Annotated in this window: 21 protein-coding genes and 1 tRNA gene; 11 read left to right on the forward strand and 11 right to left on the reverse strand. The window is 51.4% G+C overall.

Going from position 1 to position 26,147, the window contains the following annotated elements; genetic code table 11:
* Positions 1 to 35: 35 nt before the first annotated feature.
* Genes R3F50_18870 through R3F50_18880 form a run of 3 tightly spaced genes read right to left on the reverse strand, consistent with a single transcriptional unit; the run spans position 36 to position 4,321 of the window.
* On the reverse strand, positions 36 to 830 hold the full coding sequence (locus R3F50_18870; protein ID MEZ5492351.1) for a DUF4391 domain-containing protein: 795 nt from the start codon (positions 828 to 830) through the stop codon (positions 36 to 38).
* The gene (locus tag R3F50_18875) at positions 827 to 4,126 is read right to left on the reverse strand and encodes a helicase-related protein (GenBank protein ID MEZ5492352.1); all 3,300 of its coding nucleotides are present in this window, start codon (positions 4,124 to 4,126) and stop codon (positions 827 to 829) included. Before R3F50_18875 ends, R3F50_18870 begins: the two co-directional genes overlap by 4 nt.
* A gap of 12 nt (positions 4,127 to 4,138) precedes the next feature.
* Positions 4,139 to 4,321: a helix-turn-helix domain-containing protein gene (locus tag R3F50_18880; protein ID MEZ5492353.1), complete on the reverse strand. Its 183-nt coding sequence runs from the start codon at positions 4,319 to 4,321 to the stop codon at positions 4,139 to 4,141.
* A 133-nt stretch (positions 4,322 to 4,454) separates the two neighbouring features.
* On the opposite strand from R3F50_18880, the gene R3F50_18885 reads away from it, so the two are divergent.
* The gene (locus R3F50_18885; GenBank protein MEZ5492354.1) at positions 4,455 to 5,906 is read left to right on the forward strand and encodes a TM0106 family RecB-like putative nuclease; all 1,452 of its coding nucleotides are present in this window, start codon (positions 4,455 to 4,457) and stop codon (positions 5,904 to 5,906) included.
* A gap of 749 nt (positions 5,907 to 6,655) precedes the next feature.
* On the opposite strand, the gene R3F50_18890 is transcribed toward R3F50_18885, so the two are convergent.
* Complete coding sequence (locus R3F50_18890; GenBank protein MEZ5492355.1) at positions 6,656 to 7,138, reverse strand: hypothetical protein; 483 nt, start codon at positions 7,136 to 7,138, stop codon at positions 6,656 to 6,658.
* Between the two features lie 328 nt (positions 7,139 to 7,466).
* Between R3F50_18890 and R3F50_18895 the strand changes: the two genes are divergently transcribed.
* From R3F50_18895 to R3F50_18925, 7 genes are all read left to right on the forward strand, one after another.
* Positions 7,467 to 8,738, forward strand: a complete 1,272-nt coding sequence (locus R3F50_18895; GenBank protein ID MEZ5492356.1) for a hypothetical protein — start codon at positions 7,467 to 7,469, stop codon at positions 8,736 to 8,738.
* On the forward strand, positions 8,735 to 9,592 hold the full coding sequence (locus tag R3F50_18900; GenBank protein MEZ5492357.1) for a hypothetical protein: 858 nt from the start codon (positions 8,735 to 8,737) through the stop codon (positions 9,590 to 9,592). The genes R3F50_18895 and R3F50_18900 overlap by 4 nt, the downstream gene beginning before the upstream one ends.
* A 4-nt stretch (positions 9,593 to 9,596) precedes the next feature.
* Entirely contained in the window at positions 9,597 to 11,351 is a 1,755-nt protein-coding gene (locus R3F50_18905; protein ID MEZ5492358.1) for a type IV secretory system conjugative DNA transfer family protein, read from the forward strand.
* Complete coding sequence (locus R3F50_18910; GenBank protein ID MEZ5492359.1) at positions 11,348 to 11,626, forward strand: hypothetical protein; 279 nt, start codon at positions 11,348 to 11,350, stop codon at positions 11,624 to 11,626. The genes R3F50_18905 and R3F50_18910 overlap by 4 nt, the downstream gene beginning before the upstream one ends.
* A gap of 85 nt (positions 11,627 to 11,711) precedes the next feature.
* Positions 11,712 to 11,996 carry a hypothetical protein gene (locus R3F50_18915; GenBank protein MEZ5492360.1) on the forward strand — a complete coding sequence of 95 codons (285 nt, stop codon included), beginning with the start codon at positions 11,712 to 11,714 and terminating at the stop codon, positions 11,994 to 11,996.
* Between the two features lie 551 nt (positions 11,997 to 12,547).
* A complete protein-coding gene (locus R3F50_18920) occupies positions 12,548 to 12,862 on the forward strand; it encodes a hypothetical protein (GenBank protein MEZ5492361.1) in 315 nt (104 codons plus the stop codon).
* Positions 12,852 to 14,399 carry a recombinase family protein gene (locus R3F50_18925; GenBank protein MEZ5492362.1) on the forward strand — a complete coding sequence of 516 codons (1,548 nt, stop codon included), beginning with the start codon at positions 12,852 to 12,854 and terminating at the stop codon, positions 14,397 to 14,399. The genes R3F50_18920 and R3F50_18925 overlap by 11 nt, the downstream gene beginning before the upstream one ends.
* Here the strand turns inward: R3F50_18925 and R3F50_18930 are convergent.
* A tRNA-Arg gene (locus R3F50_18930) sits at positions 14,362 to 14,438 on the reverse strand. The genes R3F50_18925 and R3F50_18930 overlap by 38 nt on opposite strands.
* Positions 14,439 to 14,545: 107 nt before the next feature.
* Here R3F50_18930 and R3F50_18935 point away from each other — a divergent pair.
* Together R3F50_18935 and R3F50_18940 are read left to right on the forward strand one after the other, a co-directional pair.
* Positions 14,546 to 15,553 carry a tetratricopeptide repeat protein gene (locus R3F50_18935; protein ID MEZ5492363.1) on the forward strand — a complete coding sequence of 336 codons (1,008 nt, stop codon included), beginning with the start codon at positions 14,546 to 14,548 and terminating at the stop codon, positions 15,551 to 15,553.
* A gap of 17 nt (positions 15,554 to 15,570) precedes the next feature.
* Positions 15,571 to 16,152, forward strand: coding sequence for a tetratricopeptide repeat protein (locus R3F50_18940; GenBank protein MEZ5492364.1), 582 nt, complete (start codon positions 15,571 to 15,573; stop codon positions 16,150 to 16,152).
* Between the two features lie 18 nt (positions 16,153 to 16,170).
* Here R3F50_18940 and R3F50_18945 read toward each other — a convergent pair whose 3' ends face one another.
* The 4 genes from R3F50_18945 to R3F50_18960 form a co-directional block, all read right to left on the reverse strand.
* A complete protein-coding gene (locus R3F50_18945) occupies positions 16,171 to 17,085 on the reverse strand; it encodes a pirin family protein (GenBank protein ID MEZ5492365.1) in 915 nt (304 codons plus the stop codon).
* A gap of 358 nt (positions 17,086 to 17,443) precedes the next feature.
* Complete coding sequence (locus tag R3F50_18950) at positions 17,444 to 18,331, reverse strand: TIGR01777 family oxidoreductase (protein MEZ5492366.1); 888 nt, start codon at positions 18,329 to 18,331, stop codon at positions 17,444 to 17,446.
* Between the two features lie 363 nt (positions 18,332 to 18,694).
* Positions 18,695 to 20,512, reverse strand: a complete 1,818-nt coding sequence (locus R3F50_18955; GenBank protein ID MEZ5492367.1) for a winged helix-turn-helix domain-containing protein — start codon at positions 20,510 to 20,512, stop codon at positions 18,695 to 18,697.
* Between the two features lie 1,017 nt (positions 20,513 to 21,529).
* Positions 21,530 to 22,702 carry a hypothetical protein gene (locus R3F50_18960; protein MEZ5492368.1) on the reverse strand — a complete coding sequence of 391 codons (1,173 nt, stop codon included), beginning with the start codon at positions 22,700 to 22,702 and terminating at the stop codon, positions 21,530 to 21,532.
* A 290-nt stretch (positions 22,703 to 22,992) separates the two neighbouring features.
* Here R3F50_18960 and R3F50_18965 point away from each other — a divergent pair, with 290 nt between their 5' ends.
* Positions 22,993 to 23,562, forward strand: a complete 570-nt coding sequence (locus R3F50_18965) for a cupin domain-containing protein (protein MEZ5492369.1) — start codon at positions 22,993 to 22,995, stop codon at positions 23,560 to 23,562.
* A 77-nt stretch (positions 23,563 to 23,639) separates the two neighbouring features.
* On the opposite strand, the gene R3F50_18970 is transcribed toward R3F50_18965, so the two are convergent.
* Together R3F50_18970 and R3F50_18975 are read right to left on the reverse strand one after the other, a co-directional pair.
* Positions 23,640 to 24,596 (reverse strand): sulfotransferase, encoded by a 957-nt coding sequence (locus R3F50_18970; GenBank protein MEZ5492370.1) that lies wholly within the window; start codon positions 24,594 to 24,596, stop codon positions 23,640 to 23,642.
* An 851-nt stretch (positions 24,597 to 25,447) separates the two neighbouring features.
* Positions 25,448 to 26,143 carry an isochorismatase family cysteine hydrolase gene (locus tag R3F50_18975; protein ID MEZ5492371.1) on the reverse strand — a complete coding sequence of 232 codons (696 nt, stop codon included), beginning with the start codon at positions 26,141 to 26,143 and terminating at the stop codon, positions 25,448 to 25,450.
* Between the last annotated feature and the right edge of the window lie 4 nt (positions 26,144 to 26,147).

Genomic DNA, 26,147 nt, shown 5'->3' on the forward strand with positions numbered 1-26,147 from the left:
GATTTAGCGTTCACACTTTCTTTCATATATAGGGTTTAAAGGCTGCCTTTGATTTCAGCAATCCTGTCGTTAATATTTTTTACCTTGGTATTCAGATCGACCTGCCTGCCCATTTGCTTTTCTTTCTTTAGCTTGTTGGCAATCTCGGCCTTCTGCGTATCCAGCTTTTCAAGTTCACGTAACTTCTCTAAGCGGCCAACAGCCTGATTTGAAGTGCCCCCATTTATAGAGAGCGCATCCAGCTTGAAGTCACCACTATGGATCGCACAGTTGATCGCGATTACGCGCTCCATGAGCGCTTGATAGAAACGCCAGAAGTCTGTGAACGGCAAAGCCGTAACTTTTAGGCTATTCATAAACTCGCTTTCCGACGTGGACTGATCGGTAAAGGTGAGCCAGCCGGAATGCACGGAATCTTCCAGCACCCATTTTTCTTTGTCCGCCTGATTGATCCGCTTATCCGCCAAACTAATAGACATACTGGTGTGACCATCTATCTCTGCCGTGAAGAGCAGGACAAGGGGATATGGAATCGAGCGGTTGATAAAGTGCGCAATCCGCGCAGCGCGGCTGGCGTTGCTTAACTCGACATGCAGAACGGCCACCTCTGGGTATTCGCGTATGTCGTCACCGTAAGCCGCGATATTGATCGTGCTGGGTTTAAGCGTGTAGAGCCATCGCACCCGCGAGATATCGTCTTTCAGGCATTTCTTATCCGTGGCATCGAGTACGCCATTGTCCAGAAACAGTTTCTTAAAGACAGGCTTATCGAGCCTGCAAGAACTTGGGATATCCAGATGCTCAAGGAAGTCATCGAAGGATTGAATCATCCGGTCGCCTCCTTGCTATCGTTTGGTAGAGAGGGCACCGCGTCGTCTTGGTCAACGAGTATCAGGTAGGAAATCACGGCAAAGTCTTCAATTCCCTGACTGCTTGTCGCAGTGAGCACCGTGCCACCTTTGGTGAACAGGCTTTCGACGCCTTTCTCTTCACTCTTACCCGCGATGCTATCCACTGCAACGGCGAGCAAGTGCTGATAGTGCTCCATGTTGCGGCCTTGCTTGGTCTCATCATTCACATAGTTCGCCGCACCCTCGTCTATGTCCGAATGACTGAAGGCTTGACGCTTGAGAAGATCGAGTACCTTTTTGCTTTGGGTGAAGTTCAGCTCAATCACAGCATCATCGGATACATAGACGAGAAAATAGGGAGCCAGCGGATAGTTATCGTCCACCTGAACAGCCTGTGTACCTGTTCGAATATTCTTCAGACAGAAAATCACGCCGGACTTCAGCCCCTCTTCAGAGAGCGATTCATCCAAAGTCACGGCGGCATATAGACCAATGGGCGCTTGCTCCAGCGCGTGGAGATTCTGGCTCTTAGTGCTTTCCTCTGGAAGATTGCGATTCATGTAGTCCGACAAATCCATCCGAAAGTCATTGAGCGTAAGATCGGTAATGGAGACGCCGCCCGCCATGTCCTCCAGATCGACAACGGCTTCCTTCAATTGCTGGAGCTGCTTACGGCGATACTCAAGGTCATTCATTTCCTTGGCGTTCTCGTCGATGACGTTTTCTTCGCCAGTCGCCGAAATATCCAGTAACACCATACGGCCTGATACACGCGCCTCCAGATTGATGTATTCATCCAGCTCCATGTTCGGCCAGAAGTTAATGAGCTGGATTTGCTCATTCTTGGAACCAAGCCGATCCACACGACCAAAGCGCTGGATAATCCTGACCGGATTCCAGTGAATGTCGTAGTTAATCAGCGTGTCACAATCCTGAAGGTTCTGACCTTCGCTGATACAGTCAGTAGCGATGAGCAGATCAATCTCTGCGGTCGCGTTCGGGTCAATCTTGTCCCGCTCCTTCGAAACTGGTGAGAAAGCGGTGAGAATGCTGTTCAACTCGGAGCCGATTCCAGTGACCGTCGTTTTGTTTGTGCCGCCGCCCGTGACCAAAGCGCTGTCGATGTTCATGTCCTGCTTTGCCCATTGCGCCAAGTGGCTATAGAGGTACTGCGCGGTGTCGGCAAAGGCCGTGAAAACGATGACTTTCCTGTTGTCGGCGTTGAGAGGGTTGTTGACCTTTTCTGCAATGGTGGCCTTGAGTTGATCCAGTTTGGCATCACGCTCCGCTGATACCTCTTTGGCTGCCTCCGCGATGCTGGTCAGCAACACACGATCCGCTTCAAGTTCTTGCTTGAAGTGAATCAAGTCCATGTCCTGCAAGAGTACCTTGGTCTTGTTGCCGATCATGTACGGCTCCAATTCAGGCGAATCCAGCTCGAAGTCATGAATATCTTCGATGCTGAGAGCATCAATATCGCCTGCCTCATGCTCTTCGATCTTTGAAAGTAGCACTTCGATCTGGTTATTGAGCTTGTCCACGGTAAGCCTGAATGAGCGGATAGAGCTTTCCATACGCTTGAGCAAGTTCACCCGCATGAGGTGAACCAGACTTTCTTCACGGTCTATCTGCTTGAAGACGCTGGCACCCGCGCCAACGGCCTTGTCGTAGCGCCGTGCATATTCATCCTTCTTGTCATTGCGCACGAACTTGAGTGGCGAATAGCCCGCCAGCGAGAGTCTGCGAATGGTTTTGTTGACCTCCCGTAGTGGTGGGAACTCGTCGGACAGGTCTATATCCGCATAGATATTCTTCGGTGGCAGCCTCGTAGGAAACTCACCGATATCGGCGGTACCGTAGTATTTTTCGATGTGCTTCCGCGACCGAGCGATGGTGACAACATCAAGTAACTTGAAGTAGTCGAAGCTCATGCTATCCAGAAGGCTCGCCGTTGTCCGGCTTTCGACGGGTTGCTTGACCCACTGGTTAAACTGCTTTTGAGCCAGTCGGAGTGTGCTGTCGATACTCCGAATACCGACATCACCAAAAGCATCGTCGCGCCCTTCAGTGATGAATACGACCTGATTCTTCAGGTCATTCATCCGGTTGTTCACGGGCGTAGCCGATAGCATCAAAACCTTTGTCCTGACGCCGGAACGAATAATGTCGTTTAGAAGACGTTCGTATCGGGTCTTTCCGTCTGCCCTGTTCGGGTTGTTGCGGAAATTGTGTGACTCGTCGATAACGATCAGGTCGTAGTTACTCCAGTTAAGCGTTTCGAGATTGATTTCGCCGGAGAAGCCTTTTAGTCGGCTAAGGTCGGTGTGATTCAGAACGTCGAAGTTGAACCGATCACTGGCAAGCAGGTTCCGCTTGTCGTTGATGGTGTACATCGTCCAGTTATCACGTAGCTTTTTCGGGCATAAAACCAGCACACGATCATTGCGTAGCTCGTAATATTTGATGATCGCCAGCGCTTCGAAAGTCTTACCCAGACCGACGCTATCGGCGATGATGCAGCCGTTGTGTTTTTCGAGCTTGTCGATAGCTCCCAGCACGCCATCTTTCTGAAACTTGTAGAGCTTGTTCCAGACCAGTGTGTCCTTGAAGCCCGTCTTGCTGCGAATAATGTTTTCCTCGTCGATGTCTTCGAGGAAGTCTTTGAAGATGTTGTAGAGCGTCAGGAAGTAGACAAAGCTGGCAGGCTGATCGGCGGCAATAAAATCGAGCCTTTCCAGCACGTCGTTGCGAATATCCGTTGCGCTGGAATCGTCCGACCAGATGCCATCAAACCAAGCCAATAGTTGCTGGGTGGTTTCGGCATCGGAAGTACCCGTGTTCATTTGCAAGCCATTCGACCGAACTTCACCCAGCCCCGTGGGGGTCAATGTGGCGCTGCCATGAACGGCAAAATGATCGCCACTCCCGTTGGCCATCAGATGAATGAGGTTTTGACTGGATTGATGCGGCTCGCGACTGGCCTTGACCTCGACTTTCCCCCTGATCCACTTGGCACACTCTCTGGCAATCCGGCGTTGGTTGAGTTGATTGGTAAGGCGCACTTCGGCCTCGGTGCCGACGAGCGATTGAAGGGTTTGGTGTTGCCAGTCCGTGAGAAGCAAACGGCTATCGGAAAGCTTGCCCAGCTCTTTTTTTAGGGCTGCATAGCCATAGATGGTGAACAAGCTCGAAAGAACGGCCAGCTTTGAGCCTTCGAACGAGCGCTTCTTCAGCTCATTCCCGACATAGCCGTTATTTCTGTTATCCAGTAACACGTAATCTGCCCCTTATTCCTTTTGGCCTTTCTTGTTCTCTTCAATCCATTTTTCGATGTCGGACTGTTTGAAGCGCCAGCTTCCGCCAGCCTTGAAGCCGGGCAATTTGCCTTCCGCTGCAAGGCGGTAGGCCGTCTTTTCAGCCAGCTTCAGGTATTCCGCGACCTCTTTCAGGGTCATGATTTCGTCGTTCATCACTTTTTCCACCGTTACGATACGTGAGAGAATAAGGGAAAATTGGGGAACCGACAACCGCGAAACTGTTATTGCCATCAGGCAGTTATGCGATAGATTGATAAGTAAACCGAGGAAAGAGAGTTCGTAGCCGATGCCAAATGCACCAGACCTGCCATTGATAAAGCCGAGTGACGCCAAGTCATGGTCACTCTGTGCGCGGCGGGTCTGGCTGGACAACAAGGGTTATTTCGACCTCCAGACCGTAGATGATCCATTCGAACAACTGGTGATCGAGCTGGGTCTGGCGCACGAGCAAGCCGTCCTTGAGCGGCTTTCCGCCGACTTGGATGTTCACACGGCCAGTTCACCAGAGGATACCGCCCGTCTCATGGCCGACCGAGTGCCTGCGATCTACCAAGCACAGCTCTTAAATGAGGCTGAGGGCATTATTGGCTTGCCAGACTTCCTCCTTCTGGACGAGAGCGGCGAGTATCAAGCGGCTGACGCCAAACTTTCGCTGAGCGAAGAAAAGAAAGAAATTCAGGTGCAATTGGGCATCTATCGTCGATTGCTAGGCACTGGTCTGCCTGCCATCGTATTCCTCGGCGACGGCGAGCAAGCGTTGATCGGTGATGAAGCCAACGCAGTCGCAAATCAGTTCGCTACGGAAATGCGAGAGCTTCTTTCATCAGAAGACGAACCTCTGGTTCGATACAGCCACAGCAAATGCCGCGCCTGTCCCTACTACGCGCATTGCAAGCCTCCATTCGAGCAAAAGGAAGAATTGTCGTTGCTCTATGGCATACAGGGGCGTGCAGCAATTGGATTAGAAAGTGCAGGTATCGACACGATAAGCAAGCTGGCCGATACCGACGCGAGCGCGATTCCCGACATCCCTTACCTCAAGGGCGATGACAAGAAAAACAGAGCGGTGCTTCAAGCCAAATCCTACCTCTCGAATGAGGTTTTCCGGCTCAAGCCTGTCGAATTACCGGAAGGCCACTGGATACATTTCGATATTGAAGACAACCCCTTGACTGGAAACGGTGAAAAGCACGTCTACTTATGGGGCTTCCTCGTGCCGGACTTTTTCGACGATAGCGGTCACGAGGGCTTCGAATACGTATGGACAGATCGTGATGATGAGGACGAACAGGGCTGGCTTCAGTTTCTCGAACAGATAGAGGGCTATAAAGGGCAATATCCAGATCTGATTTTGGCACATTATTCCAGCCATGAGCGCAGCACAATCCTTGCTTACGCCAAACGCTACGGAATGGAAGATCACCCCACCGTGGTGTATCTGCTAGGCGATGAAAGTCCGCTATTTGATTTGCAAAAACCTGTGCTGGAAAGTCTGGTCTTGCCATTGCAGGGATATGGCCTGAAGGATATCTGCAAACACCGCGATCTGGTCAATTTCCAGTGGCAAGACGAAGAATCCGGCTCGCAGTGGTCAGTGGTGCAATTCAATCGCTTCTTGGCGGAACCTGATCCCGAAATAAAGGCACGTCTCAAGGGCGATATTCTCGGCTACAACCGCGATGACGTGACCGCCACGCGACGGCTTGAAGAATGGCTCCGTGCCAATTTTATGAGTTGATCCACGCCCCATTTTGTTGCGCCGCATCCAAGGACGTTCCTTGGTCGCCATCCACTGGCGAGACAGTGGTCGGGATTGAGCGCCGAAACGCTCACGGCATCCAATCCGCGCAAGGTTGGTCTTGATGAAATCATCGAGGGTTCCAAGGGGCCATGAAATGCCCTTTGGTCACGGGGTGTCGGGGAGCAGGAACGCTCCTTGACTGGTGATTGAACGGCCATCCGTTCACTGGTGCTGGAATGGCTCGACGCCGTGAAAGCACCACATCAGCTCTTGTCTGAGAATGTAATTCGAAGCTTAGAGCGGCCCAGAGGGTGCACGGGAGAACGGCAGTGATCTCCCTGCCAAGATGGTATGAACGTAGTACATACACATCTTGCCGTCGCCCCTAATTACTATTTGCCGTCGCCCCTAATTACTATTTGCCGGAATACATTATTTCTTCGCTTCCACATATTGTGCACAGCACAAAACTAACATCAGGGCGACTGGTAATCGCCATATATCTCATGGTTGCTATGGAAGTTTTTGGATATATGAACCAATGAATTATGATAGGTAAAAATTGTCGATTTTTCTTGCTAACTGCAAACAAATGCTGCTATGCCTTTATGGAAAGAAAGGCAAGCAAACATTGTTTAAGAATTCTCACAGGGAAATTGATCGAGATTCACTTTCGAAGCTTTATAAGGCCGCCCAGGGAGCAACGACGCTAGATGTTGCTCTTAGTAATCTGCAGCTTGCTGTAATTACGCCTCTTCCAGAGGATGTATCCAGACATCACTCCAGGGATATTCTTCAACGGGAAGAGGCTTTCCTAGAGGATGATCAAGAAAAGCCGATTGCATTCCCGTAATAAATAACTTTAATCCCCCTCTGTAAGATTGCTCCTCCTCAATCACCCCCTCCAGCAAAACGGCGCGAGCATAGTAGGCATGAAACCACTTGAAGCTAAAGCCATTCAATTCTTGAAAGTGGCGAATAAGAAGCGCCATGCCCAACTCTGTATCGACACTTGCAGTAATTCCAAGCCCGTGCCTGAATTCCCTAGTCAATCTCCACTGGGTGGTTGTAGTTAATAACTTATAAATCTCATATAAAGCGGAAAAAATCCCCGCTAACGATTCATGGCTGTCTGGTGGGTATTTTCTAAACGAGACTGACTTAGCCATATTTCCAACGACAAAACGTATCCAAGCATAAGCGCCAATTTGGTTGAAGTACTTGTTCACGGTCTCCCGAGAAACTTTCTTATGCCCATTTTTCTCACACCACCGATTGATTGTATTTGTAGCCTTGCTCGCGGACCTGGCTTTGCACCATTGATTCAAGATTGCAAGAAATACCCACTCGGACAAATGAGAATTAGCACAATACTGGTTTTTCGGTTGCTTAGGCATAGACAGAGATTAAAATGCCCTAAAGTTCACAAGGTTACCAAACTTGGCAAGCCTCAAACAAGAGGGTCGAAACTCTCTTGACGGCCGGATACACTACAAAACACTGACAATTTGATCTCTTCATTTAAGGCCCATTGTGCCTTTTAAACAGGAGATCATTGTGAGCAGCTACGAAAGAACAGCCCTACAAGCGATAATTGGTCAAAAGTTAGACGGCCAATTTCAGAAACTCCTCTCTGAGTACGAAAGGCCCATCCAGCAGAAGCTATTCGAACTGAAGCGCAAATGCGCCGAAGCTGAAAAGCTTAGCCCAGACTTGGCGGAGCGAAAGTCTGTTCCATCCCGCCAAAGCAGCGACCTGGAATATCTTTATACCTGCGCAGAACAAGACTTAAGCGACAAAATTCAAGTCCACCGATTTACCAAGAAATCCCTGCAAGCGGCGCAGCTTCAACATGGCTACGTTGGATCAGCGAGTGATAAGTCGGTTACTAATAGCGTACTAATCCTCCTGATCATGATGTTCGGGGAGGCGTTGCTAAACGCTGCTTTTTTCTCAAATGCACATATGGTGTCTGGGCCAGCCGCCGCGTTGCTTACCAGCTTTCTGATATCCATGACGAATGTCACGGCATCTGCCTGTGCGGGCTATTTTATCGGTCGCTACTTGAACTATGGCTCAAACGCCCTGGGCAGTAGCGACGCGCATTTCAGAAGAACCCGAACAAATGCGAAGTGCCAGTTTTATGGCTTCATCGCTTTGATTGTGTTTTTTCATGTCACCGTCGGACTTGTGCGTACACAAGAAACCATCGAAGCCATCAGTCATTCGCCTCTAGCCTATTGGCAAATGCTGAAAACCCCTGAAGCAATTTTCTTAATCATTATGGGGGCTTGCATGAGTGTAATTTCCTTTCACAAGGGCATTCACAGTTTTGATTGTCCTTATCCCGATATCGGTCGTTCGCAACGAGCTGAAGCATCGGCCAGAGACGATATCCGGGACTCACTGGATTACTACCAAGACGAAATTAACGCCTATTTCGAAGATGCTGAGAAGGAAATCGAGTCTCCTTTGAAGAGCGAGAAAAAAGCGGTTGAACAATTCAACAAAGCTGTCTCTTCCTGTCAGGAAGCACGTCGCCAGCTAGAACTATCGGTAAGCGATGCCGAGACCCTTTGCCGTGGAGAACTTGCCGAACTGATCACGACGTATCGCAGCATCGCTGGTGAAGATCAAGAAGTGCCAATCGAAGCACTAAGACAGATGGTGTCATTTGAAAAGTATTTGGATGTTGATATCCCTGCATTTCGCTCACCACCTGAAGTGAGCGCACATAAGTCTGAATTGCTGCTTGAAAAAAATAGAGCGGTAAATCGCCTCACAAGCATTTTTGAAAAAGCAACTTCATCTGTTGGAGGTAAATCATGAGAAGACGTCCACGAAACAATGATGCTTTAAGAACGTTAGGCCTGTCCTCAGTATTGGCTGTTGGTATCAGTGCCATTGGCTACATCGCCTGGCAGTCAATCGGTAAAGCCACTGCCGATGAATTTGGATGCTTTTCGGAAGCGCCTCAACGACAAACCGTGGTATTAGTCGATGTCAGTGAGCCAAAATTCAATGAGGAACAGACTCGCTCCTTGTTCCGATATTTTAATCAGCTTTACAGTAAGCTTGAATTCAATGAGCGACTGAGCGTAGTAACAACTGCGGAAGACCAGATAGGTTCTGTTCCCAAACCGCGCTTCCATGTATGTGGACAGGCAAGCAATCCTGCTCAGCTTGACAACATCAATGCTGATGCTGCAACCACTGGGTTTTTGGCGAGGCAGAAAGAACGACTTTTCGAGCAGAAATTTGCGCCTGCAATGTCAGAAATACTCTCACCGAATACTGATAGCAGGCAACGCTACCAGTCACCTATTTTGGAAGTTGTGCAAGGCATACGCCGTTTTCATCCTCTGCGGCCTGGTGATCGCTTAATAATCACAAGCGACCTAATCCAAAACAGTGACTCGGTGCAGTTTTGCCGTACTAAAAACGACATGCCACCCTTTTCAATTTTTAGGGAAAAATCCATTTACGGGAGGTTAAAGCCGGAATCGCTGGAAGGCATCGAGGTAGAGGTGTTAATGATCCAGAGAATTGGATACGGCATAAACGATCTTTCGCACTGCTATAGCGAAGAAGAGCTGCGTAGCTTCTGGCGGGATTATCTCATTGCCAATGGCGCGTCTGACCCAAGCTTCGTGCGTGTTCGTCACGGCATAATCGGAGACTAACGCCATGCGCCACAGCGGACGACAAGCCGAACATTTATCAAGCCTATTAATTATCTCCGGCCTTTTGGCCTGGGGTAGTTATCAGGCCGGAGAGCCATATATTGGAGGCGAACTAAAATGGTTGCCTGCCACATTGTATATGTTTACGGCACTGTTCGCTTTGCGGGTCATTATTCAGCTCTTGAACTATTTGGCGGAGTCCCTTGAATGGCTGAGCGCCCATCAACCAACAGGTAAAGATGGCACTGCCAAATGGGCAAGTTTCAAAGATTTAAAAAAGGAATTCAGTAAAAACCAAATCGCCCCCTTCTGGGGAAGAATGACGACCGGGAAAAAGGTAGCGGTATTTAGCGACTACGCATCCAATGCGGTCACCGTTGCACCTGCCGGATCAGGCAAAGGTATCTATAGCGTAATTACCAATGGATTAGCTATCCGTGCATCAAAAGTCTTCAGCGACTTTAAAGGCGAGCTGGTATGCATTCTGAAGAACGCGCTCGAAAATCGTGGGGAGAGAGTCCGTGTCCTGAACCCAGGCGGCTTGTGGAGTGAGCACATTGGCGAGGGTGATTGCTATAACCCGAACGATATTATTGTCGATGACCTTGAACGCCTTGGTGGGTTACGCGACGTACCAGATGATTTACGTGAGCAAAGTTCGCAAATATTACCAGAGCCTGCACAAAGTGATGGTGAAAACACCTACTGGAGAGAAGGCTCTCGTAAGTGCATGAGTGTGGCCGCTATCCTCGAATGTATGATCGAGGGTAGAGATGCAACCCTGGCGTCTGTAGCTTTGCTCATTGAGGACCGAGAAGCACTTGAACACAACCTCCGCTGGGTAATTGGTATTGATCTTGACGGCAAACCCCTACCGGAAGGTCCAATGCCCATAGAAAGCTGTAGGTGGGCGCAAGTACATGATGCGGCAGACTTGGCCGAATTCATTCAATGGGTGCGAGCACAAGCTCGTAGTTTACTTTCCCTTATGGGTAATGGAGAAAGCCGCACCTTCGATTCCTTTATCAGCGGTGCACAACAAGCGCTCGCGCCTTTTGCTTTTGGAAGGCTGGCTCCAGCAATGCGTCGATCTACCTTCAGCATGAATGAGCTGAAGAATGACGAGGTTCCCACTAGCCTATTTGTTGTCGCAGATGCCAGCCGAATGGAAGCCTATAAGAGCTATATCGGCCTAATCCAGTGGTGCGCGATGACCGCTATCAAGCGGCATGAAAACAAAGGTATCCCTGTTTATTTCATAATGGATGAGGCTACGAACTATAAGATTCACAGCCTTGTCAGCCTTCTAACCTGGGGGCGCTCCTATGGGTTAAGACTCCATTTAATCTTCCAGGACATTTCAGCATTTGAAAACACTTACGGCAAAACTGCCGTTGAAACGCTGCTTTCCGAAACGGAAATTAAGCAATTTCTTCCTGGACAACGCTCGCCAAGGACCTTGGCTTTAATCAGCCAGCTACTTGGCGAACAAAGCGTAATGAGTGCTGGGCTTTCACCTAGCGAAAACGGTCTCCAGGAAAACACCAGCGAGACAGGCCGCGCTTTGATGACGGCGGAAGAAATCCGTCGCTGCAAGCACAGTCTACTTTTTATTCGGCAAGCGCCTTCAGCTTTGATCGAACCTGTTTCAGTTGCGGAGATTGATCCCTGGCGGAAACAAGCAGGCATCAATCCATTTCATGGCAAACCATTTCTTAAGAAGACCAAAATACAACTTCGTAGAGGTGACTACAAATGAGCCATTACAAACCCAAACGTATTCGATGGGGGAAAGTTTTTGCTTCATTCGTTCGCAGTATTGCAGGAATAATCAGTCGCTGGCCACTGCTATTACTTGTAGCGTTCTTAATATCACCTATCGGTCCTCATTTGCGCTGGCAATACACCTACCAGCAGCACGGTGCCTACCGCTATATGCTCGATTGCGAATATATCGGTTCACGAGGATTAGTCAGCTATCGCCAAGGTGGCGATTGCCCTGTGTTCACCATTATAGATAGGCGGAAATACTAAGCAGATATCGGAGTGGAATTTGTCGGCCAATGCCTTCGGCTGGCGATGACTTTAAATATTCTTGAAGGCTAGTTGGAGAGTGATGATGAGTGAGCATGAAAGAAACAGCGTAGGTAAAAAGCCGGATTACATTGCGTATTCCGTGCGTGATACACGCGACGGTAAAAGTGACTGGAATAAGGTCGGCGCAGCTTGGGGGCATCGTGACGGCCAAGGGATTGACCTGCAACTTGATGCGACGCCAGTCGATGGTCGAGTGACACTTCGAGAGCTGCGCGAAGAGCGCATGAATTCCTACGAAGATGATCGCCAGGCTGAGAACTCAGAGCGCAGCTCCGAGAGGAAAGAAGGTCGTGGCCGCACTCGATAATAACCAACCTTCTTCAATTTACTCCTGGAGTGAACCAACTCTACGTAAACAGGCCCCGTCAAGCTTAAAGTTGGCGGGGCCACTACGGGGTCAGTTTACGTTGGAAACTCATACTAAGAAACCTGAGCAGCTCCGTGGCTCAATGACGGTTTCAAGAGACAAACCATTTCCCGAATTGAAGCCAAAATACTCCAATCGAGTAAAAAAACTCTCATTTGACCAAGAATGGTTAAAAGAACATCGAGAAGCAAAACTTCGGGAATTCAAGGTTGCGCGAGAACACACTGCGCTCCGAAAGTCGCTCTCAGAGCCACTTTTGGGAAAATAAAAATAAGCTCTATACGAAAGAATTTAAGAAATTATTAACGGCTGAGACGGTATCATGAAATTAACTACGATAAATATCGCGTACTTTTTATTTGCGATGACTTTTTCGGGAGTTAATCTTTTCAAGATTACATTGGAACTATACTTCCGAAATTTATATTTAACTCGGCTCAGTGTGCTATCTGACTTTTGGTTCTGCTTCACGAAAGAAAGGAGGAAGTCCATTGACTGATTACAGAAAAATTGACTCAAACGAGGATAATTCTACACCTCAGCCTGTTACCGGAATCTCTCCTCCGAAATGCGATATCGAAAAATATCGTGAACACGTTCAGAGCTTTGATTTATCTCCTGAAGAAGAAGCGGAGCTTCTCAAAAATCTATGGCTGATAATGGCAGCTTTCGTTGATTTGGGATTTGGGGTAGATTCAATACAATTCCTATCTGCATCTGAAAAAGGACAGGGTTTGAACTCTCCCTCTTGCACAAAAGAGCAGGATCAACGATTAGCACTGAATGGAGGAATTCATGACAAGTAGCGCCCAAAAGGCAGTCATTTATTGCCGCGTTTCCAATAAAACCCAGACAACACGCGGTGATGGTCTTGGTTCGCAAGAAACTCGTTGTCGAGAGTATGCGAAATACAAGGGCTATGAAGTAGAAAAGGTCTTTACCGATGACGTGTCGGGCAGTCTGATTAAGCGCCCCGGTATGCAGGCCTTGCTTGCCCATTTGAGCAAGCATCGCAAGAACCCACGCGTGGCAATTATTGACGATATCTCAAGGCTCGCTCGTGGTCTTGACGCCCATCTCCAGCTTAGAGGCGCTATTGCCAAAGCAGGTGCTACGCTGGAATCCCCCTCTATTGAGTTTGGTGATGACTCTGACTCCGTGCTCGTGGAAAATCTGCTAGCCAGCGTTTCACAGCACCAACGCCAGAAAAATTCGGAGCAAACTCTTAATCGGATGAAATCCCGCCTTAAGAACGGCTATTGGGTTTTTCAAGCACCTGTGGGCTACCGATACCAAAAGACCTCAGGTCAGGGAAAGATACTGGTACGGGATGAGCCTATAGCCAGGATCATTCAGGAAGCCCTGGAAGGCTATGCCTGCGGACGCTTCCAGCTGCAAGTTGAGGTTAAGCGTTTCCTGGAGTCTTTTCCCAACTATCCAAGAGATAGTAAAGGCGAAGTCCGCAATCAACGCGTAACTGAACTGTTGACCAGGGTTTTATATGCGGGATATGTGGAATCTGCTGATTGGGAAGTAAGTCTTCGACCTGGGCGGCATGAAGGGCTAATAAGCCTTGAGACCTACCAGAAAATTCAAGAGCGTCTTAAGGGAAATGCTAATGCCCCTGCTCGCAAAGATATTAACCACGACTTCCCTCTTCGTGGCTTCGTGTCCTGTGGTGACTGTGGTCATAGCCTCACTGCCTGCTGGTCGAAAGGGCGTACGGTCAAACACCCCTACTACATGTGCTTCAAGAAAGGCTGTTCTAGCTATCGAAAGTCAATCAAGCGGGAAGTTATCGAAGGGGAGTTTGAGCAGTTCTTGCTATCTCTAAAACCAACAAGGGAGCTGTTCAACCTTGCATTAACAATGTTCAAAGAACTTTGGGAATACCGCTTGGAGTTCCAACGAACACATAGCAAGTCCCTTCAGTTGGAGATAAATAAAGCTGAGAAGAAAATTGAGCAATTGCTGGATCGGATTGTAGACGCTGAGTCAACGTCAGTCATTAGCGCCTATGAGAAACGCATAGGCGAACTTCAGCTTGAAAAGCAAATTATGCAGGAAAAAATCGCCAGCTGCGGGCGTCCGTTAAAAGACTTTGATGAAAGTTTTCGAACCGCTATGGAGTTCCTCTCAAACCCGCATGAATTGTGGGCTTCCGGGCATATAGAGAACCGACATGCAGTAATGAAGCTTACTTTTTCTGATAGGTTGGCGTATGTCCGTGGAGAGGGTTTTCGAACCCCCGAAACCACCTTACCTTTCAAAGCGTTAGGTGGCATGACAGGGGGTGAAAACAAAATGGCGCACCCGGGAGGATTCGAACCTCCGACCCCCTAGTTCGTAGCCAGGTACTCTATCCAGCTGAGCTACGGGTGCAATGCTCTTTGCGAGGTGGCGTATTATAGCGAAATTGGATGATTTTCATAGACCAAATCTGTCTGATTGGCTTAAGTCAATCGAAGTTGGCTTTCCGGTGGTTTAACATGGCAGGTATGCGTAATTGGATACTGATAGGGTTAATCGCGTTTCCTGCCCTGGCGCAGGCGGATCTGGATGCGGCGCTGGACGCTTACGATGCCGGGGATTACCCCCTGGCCCTGGAGCGCTTCACCGAACTGGCTGATCAGGGCGACTATATTGCCCAGTTCAACCTTGCGCTGATGTACCTGCGCGGGCTGGGGACCGAGCCGGATCCGCAGCGGGCACTGTTACTGTACAGGCAGTCTGCCCAGCTGGGGGTTCCCGAGTCCGCGTTCTACCTGGGCGGCCTGTATGAAAGAGGCATAGGCACCGAGGCTAATCGGGAAGAAGCTCTCTACTGGTATCGTGAATCCGCCGAGCAGAACTATGCGCCGGCTCAATATGCTCTGGGGAACCTGTATTTCCGCGGCGATGGTCGTGATCAGGATTACGCCAGGGCACGGGAATGGTATGAGTTCGCCGCTCAGAACGGTCATGCTGCCGCTCAATTCAACCTCGGCATCATGTATGCCGAGGGCCTGGGCGCAGACAGAAATATAAGCGCGGCTTATGACTGGTTTTATGCCGCTGCCAGCCAGAACAATACCGAGGCACAATTCAACCTGGGCTCCATGTATCTCAGTGGCGAAGGAGTTCAGCAGGACTACAGCGAAGCGCTCAAGTGGTTTACCAGCGCCGCCGATCTGGGACTAGCTCAGGCCCAGACCAGCGTGGGTATGATGTACGCGGCTGGCCAGGGTGTGGAGCAGGATTATGCCCTGGCCCACGGGTGGTTTGTGCGGGCCGCCGAAAACGGCGACTCCTCCTCGCAGACCCTGCTGGGTAACTTCTATCTCAATGGATACGGCGTAACCTTGGATAAAGTGGAAGCACTCAAGTGGTATAAAATTGCGGCGGCGGGAAGCAATCAACTGGCATCACGGCTGATTCAGCAGCTTAGTGCCGAACTGAGTCCGGAAGAAATCGTTCGCAGTGATGCAATGGCCAGGGATTGGCTTGAACAACATTAATCGAGAGAGTGACAAAGATGAAGATTTTCAAATGGTTCCTGAGCGCCTGGCTCATCCTGGCGGCAAACCTGGCCATGGCGGATTACGAGGCCGGGTTAACGGCGGCTCAGAACGGTGACTACCAGACCGCCCTGCGGGAATTCACCGTCGCCGCGGAAGAAGGAGTGATGATGGCACAGTATAATCTCGCCATCCTCTATTTTTCCGGCCGGGGTGTAGAGCCGGACATGGAGCAGGCCTTCCGCTGGACAGCTGCCGCCGCTGAGCAGGGCCATACCCAGGCACAGTTCAACCTGGGTGCTCTTTACTACGAAGGACAGGGAACAAAGCGGGACCGGCAATCGGCACTGGACTGGTATATCAAGGCAGGTAACGCCGAATACACCCCGGCGCAATATAACGTTGCAGAAATGTATTTCCTCGGCGACGGCATCGAAAAAGATCTGGTCAGAGCCCACGCCTGGGCCAGCAGGGCCGTGGAAAACGACCACGACCCGGCCCGGGATCTACTGGAGAATATCGAAGATGACATTTCCACCGCCGACCTGCGGGAAGCCCGCCGTCTGCTGGCGCGAATGAAGATAGGAATGGATCGGTAACCCGGCCCGCGGGGCGCTCTACTCGGGCAACGGTATAAACTCTTCCTCATCGCCAGGCACCTTCGGGTAACTACCTGCTCGCCAGTCACTCTTTGCCTGCTCGATACGGGATTTGCGGCTGGAGACAAAATTCCATTCGATAAACCGTTCTCCCAGCTTTTCGCCTCCGATGAGAGCGAACCTGCTGGTTTCCAGTGCCTCCAACTCCACTGCCTCTCCGGCCTGAAGAACAGCCATCTCGCTGGCATTGATCTCGGTGGCATTAAGGCGCAACCTGCCACTGGCCAGATAAACAGCCCTCTCCTCTTCCTCAGGTAATTTGAGGGACTGCCCGAGTTCCAGCGTTGCCTCTGCATAAAGTGTGCGAGCGAATGTCCTGACCGGTGACGCCACTCCGAACGCCTCCCCCATCATGACTCTGACTGTCACACCGGCCACTTCCACGGTGGGGATATCTCGCTGCGGGTAGTGGTAAAACGCAGGCTCGGTTTCCTCATCCTTCTCCGGCAGTGCCAGCCATAACTGCAACCCGTGCAACACATGATCAACGTTTCGCACCTCCGGCCGCTCACGCTCGGAGTGAACAATTCCCCGCCCTGCTACCATCAGATTAATGTCGCCCGGCCTGATGGGTTGCAGACTGCCCAACGAATCACGATGCAGTATTTCACCTTCAAACAGATAGGTGACGGTAGCCAGATTGATATGGGGATGAGGCCTCACGTCGATACCCTTACCAGCAGGAAACTCAGCCGGGCCCATGTGATCAAAAAATATCCAAGGGCCGACCATGTGGCGCCCCGCAACAGGAAGCAAGCGGCGTACCGAAAACTCGCCCAGGTCTTTCTCTCGGGGTTTGATGACCAGCTCTACCCCCGCGCAGGGTTGCTGTTCAAGATCATCACAGTCGCGTTCTTCAGTGTATCGTGTCATCGGGATTTCCTGTTTTATACCTTTCTTTCTAATATCTTCCGGATACCTATCCATTGCCCTTCTGTTACCAACCTTCAGGAACCTCTGAGTAATCAGGGAAACGCGCTGCGGGAGTCTGTCGAACGTCACTGCAAGGCCTCGTGCGCAGGGAATGGCCCAGCCCTTGTCAAGCGCGACAACGCAGTGGCTCCCGACACCCCCCACGAAGGGGCTTTCAGGCGAACTCACCGCCTTCATTGCCCCACCTTGACAGGCCGACGCAGGCGGCGGCAAGGCGCCTCGTCAGTGACCTCGCCTGAAAGCCAGAGCGATTCCCTGATTAATCAGCGGTTCCTTTAATCTATTTTGCAATTATCTGTTAGCCCAGCATGCTTCGCAGCGCTTCCTCAAGACTCTCGCTTCTGAAATGAAAACCGGCCTGCTGTAAACGCGCTGGCTTTACCCTCACACCGGTAAGCAGGATTTCCTCTGCCATTTCACCGAACAGCAACCGAGCCTGAAACCCCGGCATGGGGATAAAGGCCGGGCGTTTAAGCACCCGGCCGAGAGTTCGGGTAAATTCCCGGTTGTCCACTGCCCCTGGGGCAACCAGGTTGACAGGGCCTCTCAGGTTATCATCCTGAATGACAAATTCCACAGCGCGCACCACATCGTCAAGCGTTATCCAGCTCATATACTGACGCCCGCTTCCGATAGGCCCGCCAAGGCCCAGCCTGAAAGGCAACAGCATCCGCTTCAGAGCGCCTCCATCCGCAGCCAGAACGATTCCGAAGCGCGTGTGTACAGACCTGATTCCCGCCGCTTCCGCGGCAGCCGTAGCGGCCTCCCATTGGCGGGAGATCTCCGCCAGAAAACCGGAGCCGCTATCGGCGAATTCATCGACCGGTTGGTCATCACGGGGCCCATAGAACCCGATGGCTGACGCCGAAATAAAGACGCTGGGCTTCTGATCCCGTTGCGCCAGAGTCTTACTCAATAATTCCGTGCAGTGGACTCGCGCCTCCAGGAGTTCCTTTTTCCGCGTCTCGGACCACCTTTTGTCAGCTACTCCGGGGCCGGCGAGATTGATGACCACATCGATGTCAACTGACTCATCCAGGTTGATGACGTCCTTTTCGGGCTGCCAGGTAAACGCTGCGCCCGAGCTGTCGCGGACCAGAGGAATCACTCGATGCCCCGCGCCTTCGAAGTAGCTATTCAGGGCGCTGCCTATCAGGCCACTCGCCCCCGTTATCAGAATATTCATAAGCATCTTTTACCGTATTCAGAAAGGGTTACGAAATGTTTGACCGAATAGATTGCGTTTTTCCGATTTTCGGTCGCTGGTGGCCTGTGTTACGCACTCGGCACTTTCGATTAACCCCGGATAAAAAATGTGACGAGGCTCTCTCATCGACTTTTTTACAATCTTAATGGCTCACTACCTGTGACAACCCAAGCACCACAGATAACCAAGGCTTAGCCTGAATCGCAGACTGAAAACAGGGATTTCAATCGGCCGGCCTGATAAGACCACTGAAAGCTCCTGTCATGGCGGTGAGTTACGGGGCACTATCCGTTGCCTATCGCTTTTTTACCGCCCCGTTCAAATAGGGCCCGCTGCCGGGTTTTATCTGAAATCAGGTTGCCCTTCCGACTGTTGCCAGTAGCCTTGCATACCGATGGTGACGGTTATCTGTTCAAACAGAGGGTCATTGCGAAGTGACTCAGACTCCTGAGCAAAAAGAAATTCGAAGTCCAGGTACTTTTTATCGGTATCCCGGTACTTCTCTATCGTAGCCAGTGCCCGATCCCATTGCTGCAATATGATCCAGACGCCGAACTCCAGCCGCGGGCTAAGCTGTTGCTGCTCAATCAACGTATCCAGCATGGCTACCAGTTGCGGCCTGGCCTCTGGCACAAACAGGTATTCTAGATTATCCGGCAGAGGGCCGAGATCGGTATCGGGATGCAATGCCCGCAGCCCAAGCCGGAGTGCGTCGTAGTCCTGACGTCGCAGCAGCAGAACCAGATAGCTGGGATTCTGCCAGCTGCTGAACCCCAGGTTGGCGCCGGCTGAAAAAAGGCGTTCGGCCTCGTCATTCTGATTGTTCCACAGATGCGCGGTGGCGAGCCTGTCATTTACCACGGGCGAGACAGAATCCAACTCATAGGCCATTCTGGCATGCTGCAAGGATTCTTCCAGTCGTCCGACAACGGCAAGAAATTGCGAGTACCAGACATGTGTATTGGCGAGGTTGGGATCCAGCGCCAGTGAGTCCAGAAAATAAGCTTCGGCTTCCTGCCAGCGCCATTGGCGATAAGCGATAAATCCACGAATCGATATGGCTTCAGCGTGGGAGTCCTGTGTCAGTGCATCCAGCAGTCTGACAACCTCGGCGAAGGCAGGCATTTGCTCTTCCTGGGAGTAAAATGGCAACAACGCTTGAGCACGAGCCAGGGCCACTCGCGCGTTTTCGAAATCTGGCGCCATGGTCAGCGCCGAGGCAAAAGCTTCGATGCTGGCGCGCAGAGGCTCTTCTCCTCGCAGCCTGGAGAGAAATATACCGTTAAGATAAGCTGTGTAGGCATCCAGGTTCACCGCCGGGGAACGCGGCAGTATCGCGTCAATGCCCAACTCCCTGCTGATGGCCTCAGCAATGAGCGCCGACAGGTCCCGTTGCACGGCCAGGTAATTTGTCCTTGCCGTTTCATAATTGTCAGACCAGACAATCAGCTCTTCCTCGCCATCAATTATCTCCGCATGGACGCGCAACCGATCGGCAATAACCGCGATACTGCCCTCCAGAAAAAAATCGATGCTGCCGCCCGCTCCCTGCCGATCTCCCAATGAGTTCCGCGCGACGATCCGCAGTTGCGGCGACTGATTGAGATGGCTGATCAGTTCATCAGTAAGCCCAACACTGATAAACCGATCAGTTTCCTCGCTGCTGATATCTCTGAACGGCAATACCGCGACCGTGTAAATCCTGTCCACTATTTTTTCAGCAGGCGCCGGTCTGAGCAGAAGATAGCCCGACAATGACAGGCTTATTATCAGTAGAGCCGCAATCAGGCCGACTGCCCGCTGAGAAAATTTCGGCGCAATGCGCCTACGCTTACGGGCGGGCTGGGGGTAGATCGCCAACCGGTAGCCCTGCTTGGGAATGGTCTCGATATAGCGGGGCTTCCTGGAATTATCCCCGAGTTGACTGCGCAGCAGAGAAACGACACGGGAGATGGCCTCATCGCCGCCGTACGTGCCGGCCCAGACTTCCCTGCCGAGTGTTTCGCGACTGATGGTTTCGCCGGCATGTTGCGCCAGGTAAACCAGCATATCCATTGCCTTGGGTTCTAGGTGCCTCTCCTCCCCACCACACTCTATACATAGCCGATCCGGTTCTACCCGCCAGTCTCCAAGCTTGAACGGCTTTTTTGCATCCAGCATTATTTCTACAGCTCACAAACGACCAAACAAAAAAAGGATATTAGCTTAGAAAAAACTTATATCCTTTTGTTATTTATATTTATTTTACTTATATCTAATGAATCACTTTAACAGCGCAGCAAAAAACCGCAGAATCCTGAACCGCTGTCAGAATACGCTTTCCTCAATTGAGCGCCCACTGAGAACGACGTGAGGATACTACGGCCCCGTCAGAAGTGGCTATATCTTATTGAAAGCGTCGGATAGGCAAGTACAAACAGATAACAAGACAGGCAGTGGCAAGGAAGGTCATAAGTAAGGTTGCAAGACAACTAGTGAAGAAGGTAGCGCAGAAAGTAGCGTAGAGAATTGCAGGAGACAACACCCGTCGTCCCCCGCTGCGGGATCACTGGCTAAGCAACTCGAATGCCTGCTCTGCCAGATATAGAATGGGCTGCCTGGCTGGGATGTTGCCCGTCCCAGAACAGGTAGCAATCCGGGTGTGTAATTAGGGATTTTCCGTTTGCATCAGGGGCTATGCAGGCCTCCTCCACCACCGAAAACCCGCATTGCCAGTTGCTCTATCCAGGTCTTTCCATTGGTAAACCGCCGTCCTCCTACTGCATAGGGCGCACTGGGAACGCAGGCAGTTCCGGTGGGATTCGATTCATAAGGTTGGACTTCCAGATCCTTGACCTGCGCAACATAGTTGCCTGAATCAGACAGACTATCCCCGAACACCAACAGTGGTCACCGAGCCTGCGCTGACGGGCAGCAACAATCCTGAGCTTCTGCTGACTATCGAGTGATTTATTTATTGAATAATTCCAAGGTTTATCTTCGGCTCGTGGCTGAATACCCGATTAGCGGGCTACCAGGCCTGGCGTGCCAGGAAGTACCTTTCAAGCAGTCAGGGAGGCTGAAATGTGACTTGCCAGAATCGAATCGGGATTTCGACGGTGCTGTTTGACTGACCGGGGAATAATGAAAAACGGGCAGGTCCTGTTGGACCTGCCCGTTGTCGTCTAGCGCGGTTAATCAGGGGATCAGTCTGGGCACGAACTTGGTCATGCCCTGGATTGGTCCAACCTCACCGGCATACACATTGCCGTCGCGATCTGCCGTAACACCTTCACCCATGGAGCCGACCCCACCCATCCCGGAAGCGCGCTCCGCAGACACGTGCTCAGGAATGAAGTACAGGACTTCTCCGTTACGGGCGTTCCCTACCCGCAGGCCTTTGCGCCAGCCGCCCGGGTTGTAGTTGGGGTCTGATTCGGAGTCAATGGCATACAGCATATCGTTGCTTGGATCGATGTGCAGACCACTGATACGGCTGAACTGGTACCAGGTATCCAGCCATTCGCCGTCCTGAGTGAAAATCTGAATACGGTTGTTACCGCGGTCAGCGACAAACAGCCTGCCCTGGGAGTCCATTGCCAGAGAATGGGGGGAGCGGAACTGTCCGTCTTCCCAACCGAACTCACCGAAAGAACCGATATAGGTGCCATCCGGCTCCCACATGGTCACACGGCTCTTGGCGTCGGGGCCCGGTTCACTCTGGAATTGTGCGGTATGGGTCTCGGCGATGTAGATGCGTCCATTGGGCGCCACCAGTACGTCATTAGGCTCGGTGAGACGATTGGGCGGATCACCCATTTCACCCGGGGTACCGATGGTCATCAACAGCTCACCGTCGGGGCTGAACTTAAGTACCACATTGCCTATGTTTGCGGCCGCCGGGTTCTGGCCAATTTCACGCTCGTTGGCCACCCTTGCATCCGCAACCCAGACATTGCCTTCGTGATCCACGTCCATCCCGTGTGGCCAGACGATCTGACCGGCTCCAAACTGCTGCACAACGCGGCCGTTGGGGTCCAGTTTTACAATAGGGTTAATATCGGGAGTGGTGGCGCAGGAGTTGGTGCCGCAGCGGTCCCCGGCCCAGACGTGCACACCGTCCACATCGATATCGACAGCGCTCACCGAACCCCAGGTACGGCCATCGGGCAAGGAGCCGAAATTTCGCTGGGTCTCGTAAGGATTCGGCAGGTTGTTAACCGGCTGCTGGCCCGCATGAGCTGCTGGCTTGCCGGTTTCTGCCATGGATCCGCGCTGCGCCAGCGCGCTGGTAGCGGCGACGGTTAGCGCCAACCCTACCAATCCGGCTTTAACCATCAACCCGGTCCCGGATTTACTGTTATTCATCATTCTGACTTCTCCTGACTTCTTATGGATATTCTTGAAATCTTGTCCGCTTAAGGGCGGCATTTGAGAACATGAACTGAAGCTAGACTGTTGTCAAGACAGCAAGCACAGCGCCTATGGCGACACCAGTGGCATCAATCACTTTCTTCCATTATCAGGATTGGCCTTGATAGTTCGGAAAATGCAGTTGCTTGCAATAAATCACTGGAGACGCTATTAAGGACATTAATTGGCGCTGACCACAGATTGCATCCACCCATCCAACCCTGTAACCAGAGACGCGAGGAACAAGAATGAAGAATAAAAGAACCAGCAAAGTATTGCTCAGTACTGCATTACTCTGCGCAATGTCATCCAGTTTATATGCCCAGAGACCCACGACAGCCACTCACGTTCCTCGCGCCGAGATCATGACCGTGTTTGAACACATGGGGGAAACAATCGATCAGCAGATCAGGGTGGTCGATATTGGAGATGAAGTGAATGTCGGTGTTGGCATATTACAACGCATTGGAACCCGTACCGAAGGTGAAGCAGTGAATGCGATTGTGCATCATCGGGTAACCGAGGTTTACTACGTACTGTCAGGCTCTGGAACCCTTGTAACAGGAGGCGATGAGAGCGATGGACGTGAGTTTCCTGCCGACAACATTTCAGTTCTTGAGCTGATCGGCCCCAGCGGTAGCCGCGTTGTCACCAATGGCCAGACCAGGACCATTTCGACGGGTGATGTCGTTGTAATTCCGGCTGGCGTGCCCCATGGGTTTCGTAATATACAGGATCAGATCACTTACCTGAGCATCCGCGTAGACCCGGATCAGGTGTTGCCGACCGGCTATGTCCATCCATCCATAGAGGACTGATATCCCATCGTCCTGATGGACATTTATTCGCTCAGGTCGATTACTGACCTGTTGGTTGCAATCAGGGAACCTCTCGTTTATCGGAGGTTCCCTGCTCTGATCTCATCGTAGAACGCTGCTGCGGATGTACCGCTTACAATTTCGTTCACACGGCGAATTTCTTCGCGATAGTTTACTCTCCATGGGTCAACATCCTGATGGGTACGTGAGATCCCATAAAATCTTCGGGAAGTCGCCCCTGTACTCGCGGTTATAAAACGCTCCACCTCGGCATCCCAGGGCAACCCCATGAAATCCAGTATTTTGCGTGTTTCGTCAATCGGCGCCCTGGCGAGATCCTCATAGCGCACTATCAAACCGGCTGGCGTCGAAGCGAGGTAATCGATGGCGAGTGAGTTGAGAACAGCCCAGCGCAATGACTCCAGATCCAATCTCGAATTGAGATCGCAACGCGCACGCAAAGACTCAACCAGCGGCGTATCCAGGCTGAGCAGGCTTTGAAAATGGTCAGGAGCAAGGCGAGCCATCTCACCGAGGCTGGCGCCGCGTTCGCGGGATTCTATAACCCCGCAGGGATGGCGAAGAATCAGAACTGTTCGCATTCCTGAACGCCGGGACGCCAGCGCCCGGATATGGCCCACTGCCAGTACCGATTTCCAGACCAGAGTGGCTTCCGGGTTTCTGTGCACCGCGATACCTGGCATGCGAAAGTTACCAAATTTTTTTGCCGCTAATCGCAAAGTTAACACGGCCAGCTGACGCTGCCGAAAAGCAAGTCCTGTCTCGCCGCTTTTTTGAAATACCGGCCAGGAACCGGAGGAATTGACCCGGCTCTCAACCTCCAGTGCTCTCAGCGTCGAATCGATCACCGCAGCGTAGTGGGCAGTGGCCGGTTCAACATTCACGGGCGGGATTCCGCGGAAATGCGGAATCGAATCCGGTTCATGAAGGTAACGGGTGCCTGGATGGCTATCCAGAATTTTCGCCAGCCACGTCGTTCCGGAGCGGGCAAGGCCTGTTACCAGGATCTCCATCTGCAGGGTCCTCTTAAAGTTGCACGGGCTTAGACGCCAGGCCGCATTTTGAATTCTCTGAACTGCCAGATAGCCAATAGTCGCAGCTAACGCGATAGCCACGATAATCTACCTGATCGCTCGAATTATTTCCCAGTTAATCGATTCCTGGTCATCAGGCTCAAGTAAGGAATTGGCATAACTGACAATGGCAAGCGATGGCCGGGCTCTACGTCACACCTAAGCTTCACCTGTCCACAGCGTCGCACGGAGATTTTTATGGATTGAGCGAAGTCACTCTACGTGAAATCCAGAAAAATCGAGTCCTGCGCTGGAAATGCTGCTATGGAAGCAGCGAAGCGGTCCTGGGCCAAGAATTTATGCAATGATCGGGTTAATCTAGGTTTCCTGAAAACCTGAGCGCGCCCTCCCGGATGGCTTCAACACGTAAAGTCTTAAAATGGTGATTGCAGCCAAAAGGGTCTCCCCTTTCCTGCTGCATTTGTCTCCGCAATCAACCAGGCCTCTTTAACAGACTGCTAAATGCTCATATCCCATTACCGCCTGACCAATCGCTACGACTGCTTTCGAAGACACCTGACTGCACTTTTTGCTGAAGCGTAAGGGCTGGTCAAGCAGGCCTGCCGCGCTGCTGCTGCAATCAGGGACCAGCACTGAGCGACGAAAAATGACCGTACTCCAGGGCATTTTTAAGAGTGAAAGCACCCCGGACGGGAGAAGGATTGATTCGATATCTGGCTCAGCCAGAAATCTCATTCCTATAGTGCAATCATCGGACGTCTGCGCTGTTGCGCAGCTTTCGAACCGCGAGGGTTCTTGTCAGCGCTCTCCGCCAGCGAATCTCACTGTATCTATCCATTTTTGAGCACTTCTACCATAGCCTCGTTTGTGGTTACTACGCGAGCATAGCGATCGTTTGTGGTCATTAGTGTCGCGTCATGCAACTCCTGGGTTATCGCGGCGGTGGCGTCGCTGATCAGGCGTACGTCGAACCCTAGATCGCTGGCGCTTCTCACAGCGCTACTGATGCACTCATTGGTATAAACGCCACTGATGAACAGTTTCTGAACGCCGAGGTTGCGTAGTAAGTATTCAAGGTTGGTGGATATGAAAACGCCGCTGGCGGTCTTGTTCACGACAATCTCATTGTCTTTGGGGGCGACTTCGGGGAGAAACTCAGCCAGCTCTGAGCCTGGGGGAGCGTGCAACCCCAGGCGTTTGTGTTCCAGACTTCGGTCACGACCGTCCTGCGTCAATGATTGAATTCGACAATGTATTACTTCGCCACCGGCCTCGCGGAATGTCTTCTGTAGTTTTTTGACATTGGGAATAACCAATGAATCGAGTCGATGGAGGTAATACTGGATTGAATGTTCTGCCACCCCCGCGTCTCTATGACTTTCGAAAATCCCGTAACCTTCACGGCATCCGAGTACCTGCAGGTCAATACAAAGAAGCGCCTGTTGGCTCGGCCTCTCAAGCCGGGATTGGTACCGTGCCAATGATTCCGTTATTTGATAGGGCTCGTACTGATCGTTCTTGCTCATAGCC

The organism is Gammaproteobacteria bacterium (assembly GCA_041395725.1).
Classification (GTDB): domain Bacteria; phylum Pseudomonadota; class Gammaproteobacteria; order Pseudomonadales; family Pseudohongiellaceae; genus NORP240.

Coding starts and splice junctions, on each gene's coding strand:
- R3F50_18910 (MEZ5492359.1), top strand. CDS start 11,348: ATGAGCCATTACAAACCCAAACGTATTCGATGGGGGAAAGTTTTTGCT.
- R3F50_18870 (MEZ5492351.1), bottom strand. CDS start 830: ATGATTCAATCCTTCGATGACTTCCTTGAGCATCTGGATATCCCAAGT.
- R3F50_18945 (MEZ5492365.1), bottom strand. CDS start 17,085: ATGACACGATACACTGAAGAACGCGACTGTGATGATCTTGAACAGCAA.
- R3F50_18960 (MEZ5492368.1), bottom strand. CDS start 22,702: ATGATGAATAACAGTAAATCCGGGACCGGGTTGATGGTTAAAGCCGGA.
- R3F50_18905 (MEZ5492358.1), top strand. CDS start 9,597: ATGCGCCACAGCGGACGACAAGCCGAACATTTATCAAGCCTATTAATT.
- R3F50_18900 (MEZ5492357.1), top strand. CDS start 8,735: ATGAGAAGACGTCCACGAAACAATGATGCTTTAAGAACGTTAGGCCTG.
- R3F50_18935 (MEZ5492363.1), top strand. CDS start 14,546: ATGGCAGGTATGCGTAATTGGATACTGATAGGGTTAATCGCGTTTCCT.
- R3F50_18965 (MEZ5492369.1), top strand. CDS start 22,993: ATGAAGAATAAAAGAACCAGCAAAGTATTGCTCAGTACTGCATTACTC.
- R3F50_18970 (MEZ5492370.1), bottom strand. CDS start 24,596: ATGGAGATCCTGGTAACAGGCCTTGCCCGCTCCGGAACGACGTGGCTG.
- R3F50_18885 (MEZ5492354.1), top strand. CDS start 4,455: ATGCCAAATGCACCAGACCTGCCATTGATAAAGCCGAGTGACGCCAAG.
- R3F50_18950 (MEZ5492366.1), bottom strand. CDS start 18,331: ATGAATATTCTGATAACGGGGGCGAGTGGCCTGATAGGCAGCGCCCTG.
- R3F50_18975 (MEZ5492371.1), bottom strand. CDS start 26,143: ATGAGCAAGAACGATCAGTACGAGCCCTATCAAATAACGGAATCATTG.
- R3F50_18955 (MEZ5492367.1), bottom strand. CDS start 20,512: ATGCTGGATGCAAAAAAGCCGTTCAAGCTTGGAGACTGGCGGGTAGAA.
- R3F50_18880 (MEZ5492353.1), bottom strand. CDS start 4,321: ATGAACGACGAAATCATGACCCTGAAAGAGGTCGCGGAATACCTGAAG.
- R3F50_18915 (MEZ5492360.1), top strand. CDS start 11,712: ATGAGTGAGCATGAAAGAAACAGCGTAGGTAAAAAGCCGGATTACATT.
- R3F50_18925 (MEZ5492362.1), top strand. CDS start 12,852: ATGACAAGTAGCGCCCAAAAGGCAGTCATTTATTGCCGCGTTTCCAAT.
- R3F50_18940 (MEZ5492364.1), top strand. CDS start 15,571: ATGAAGATTTTCAAATGGTTCCTGAGCGCCTGGCTCATCCTGGCGGCA.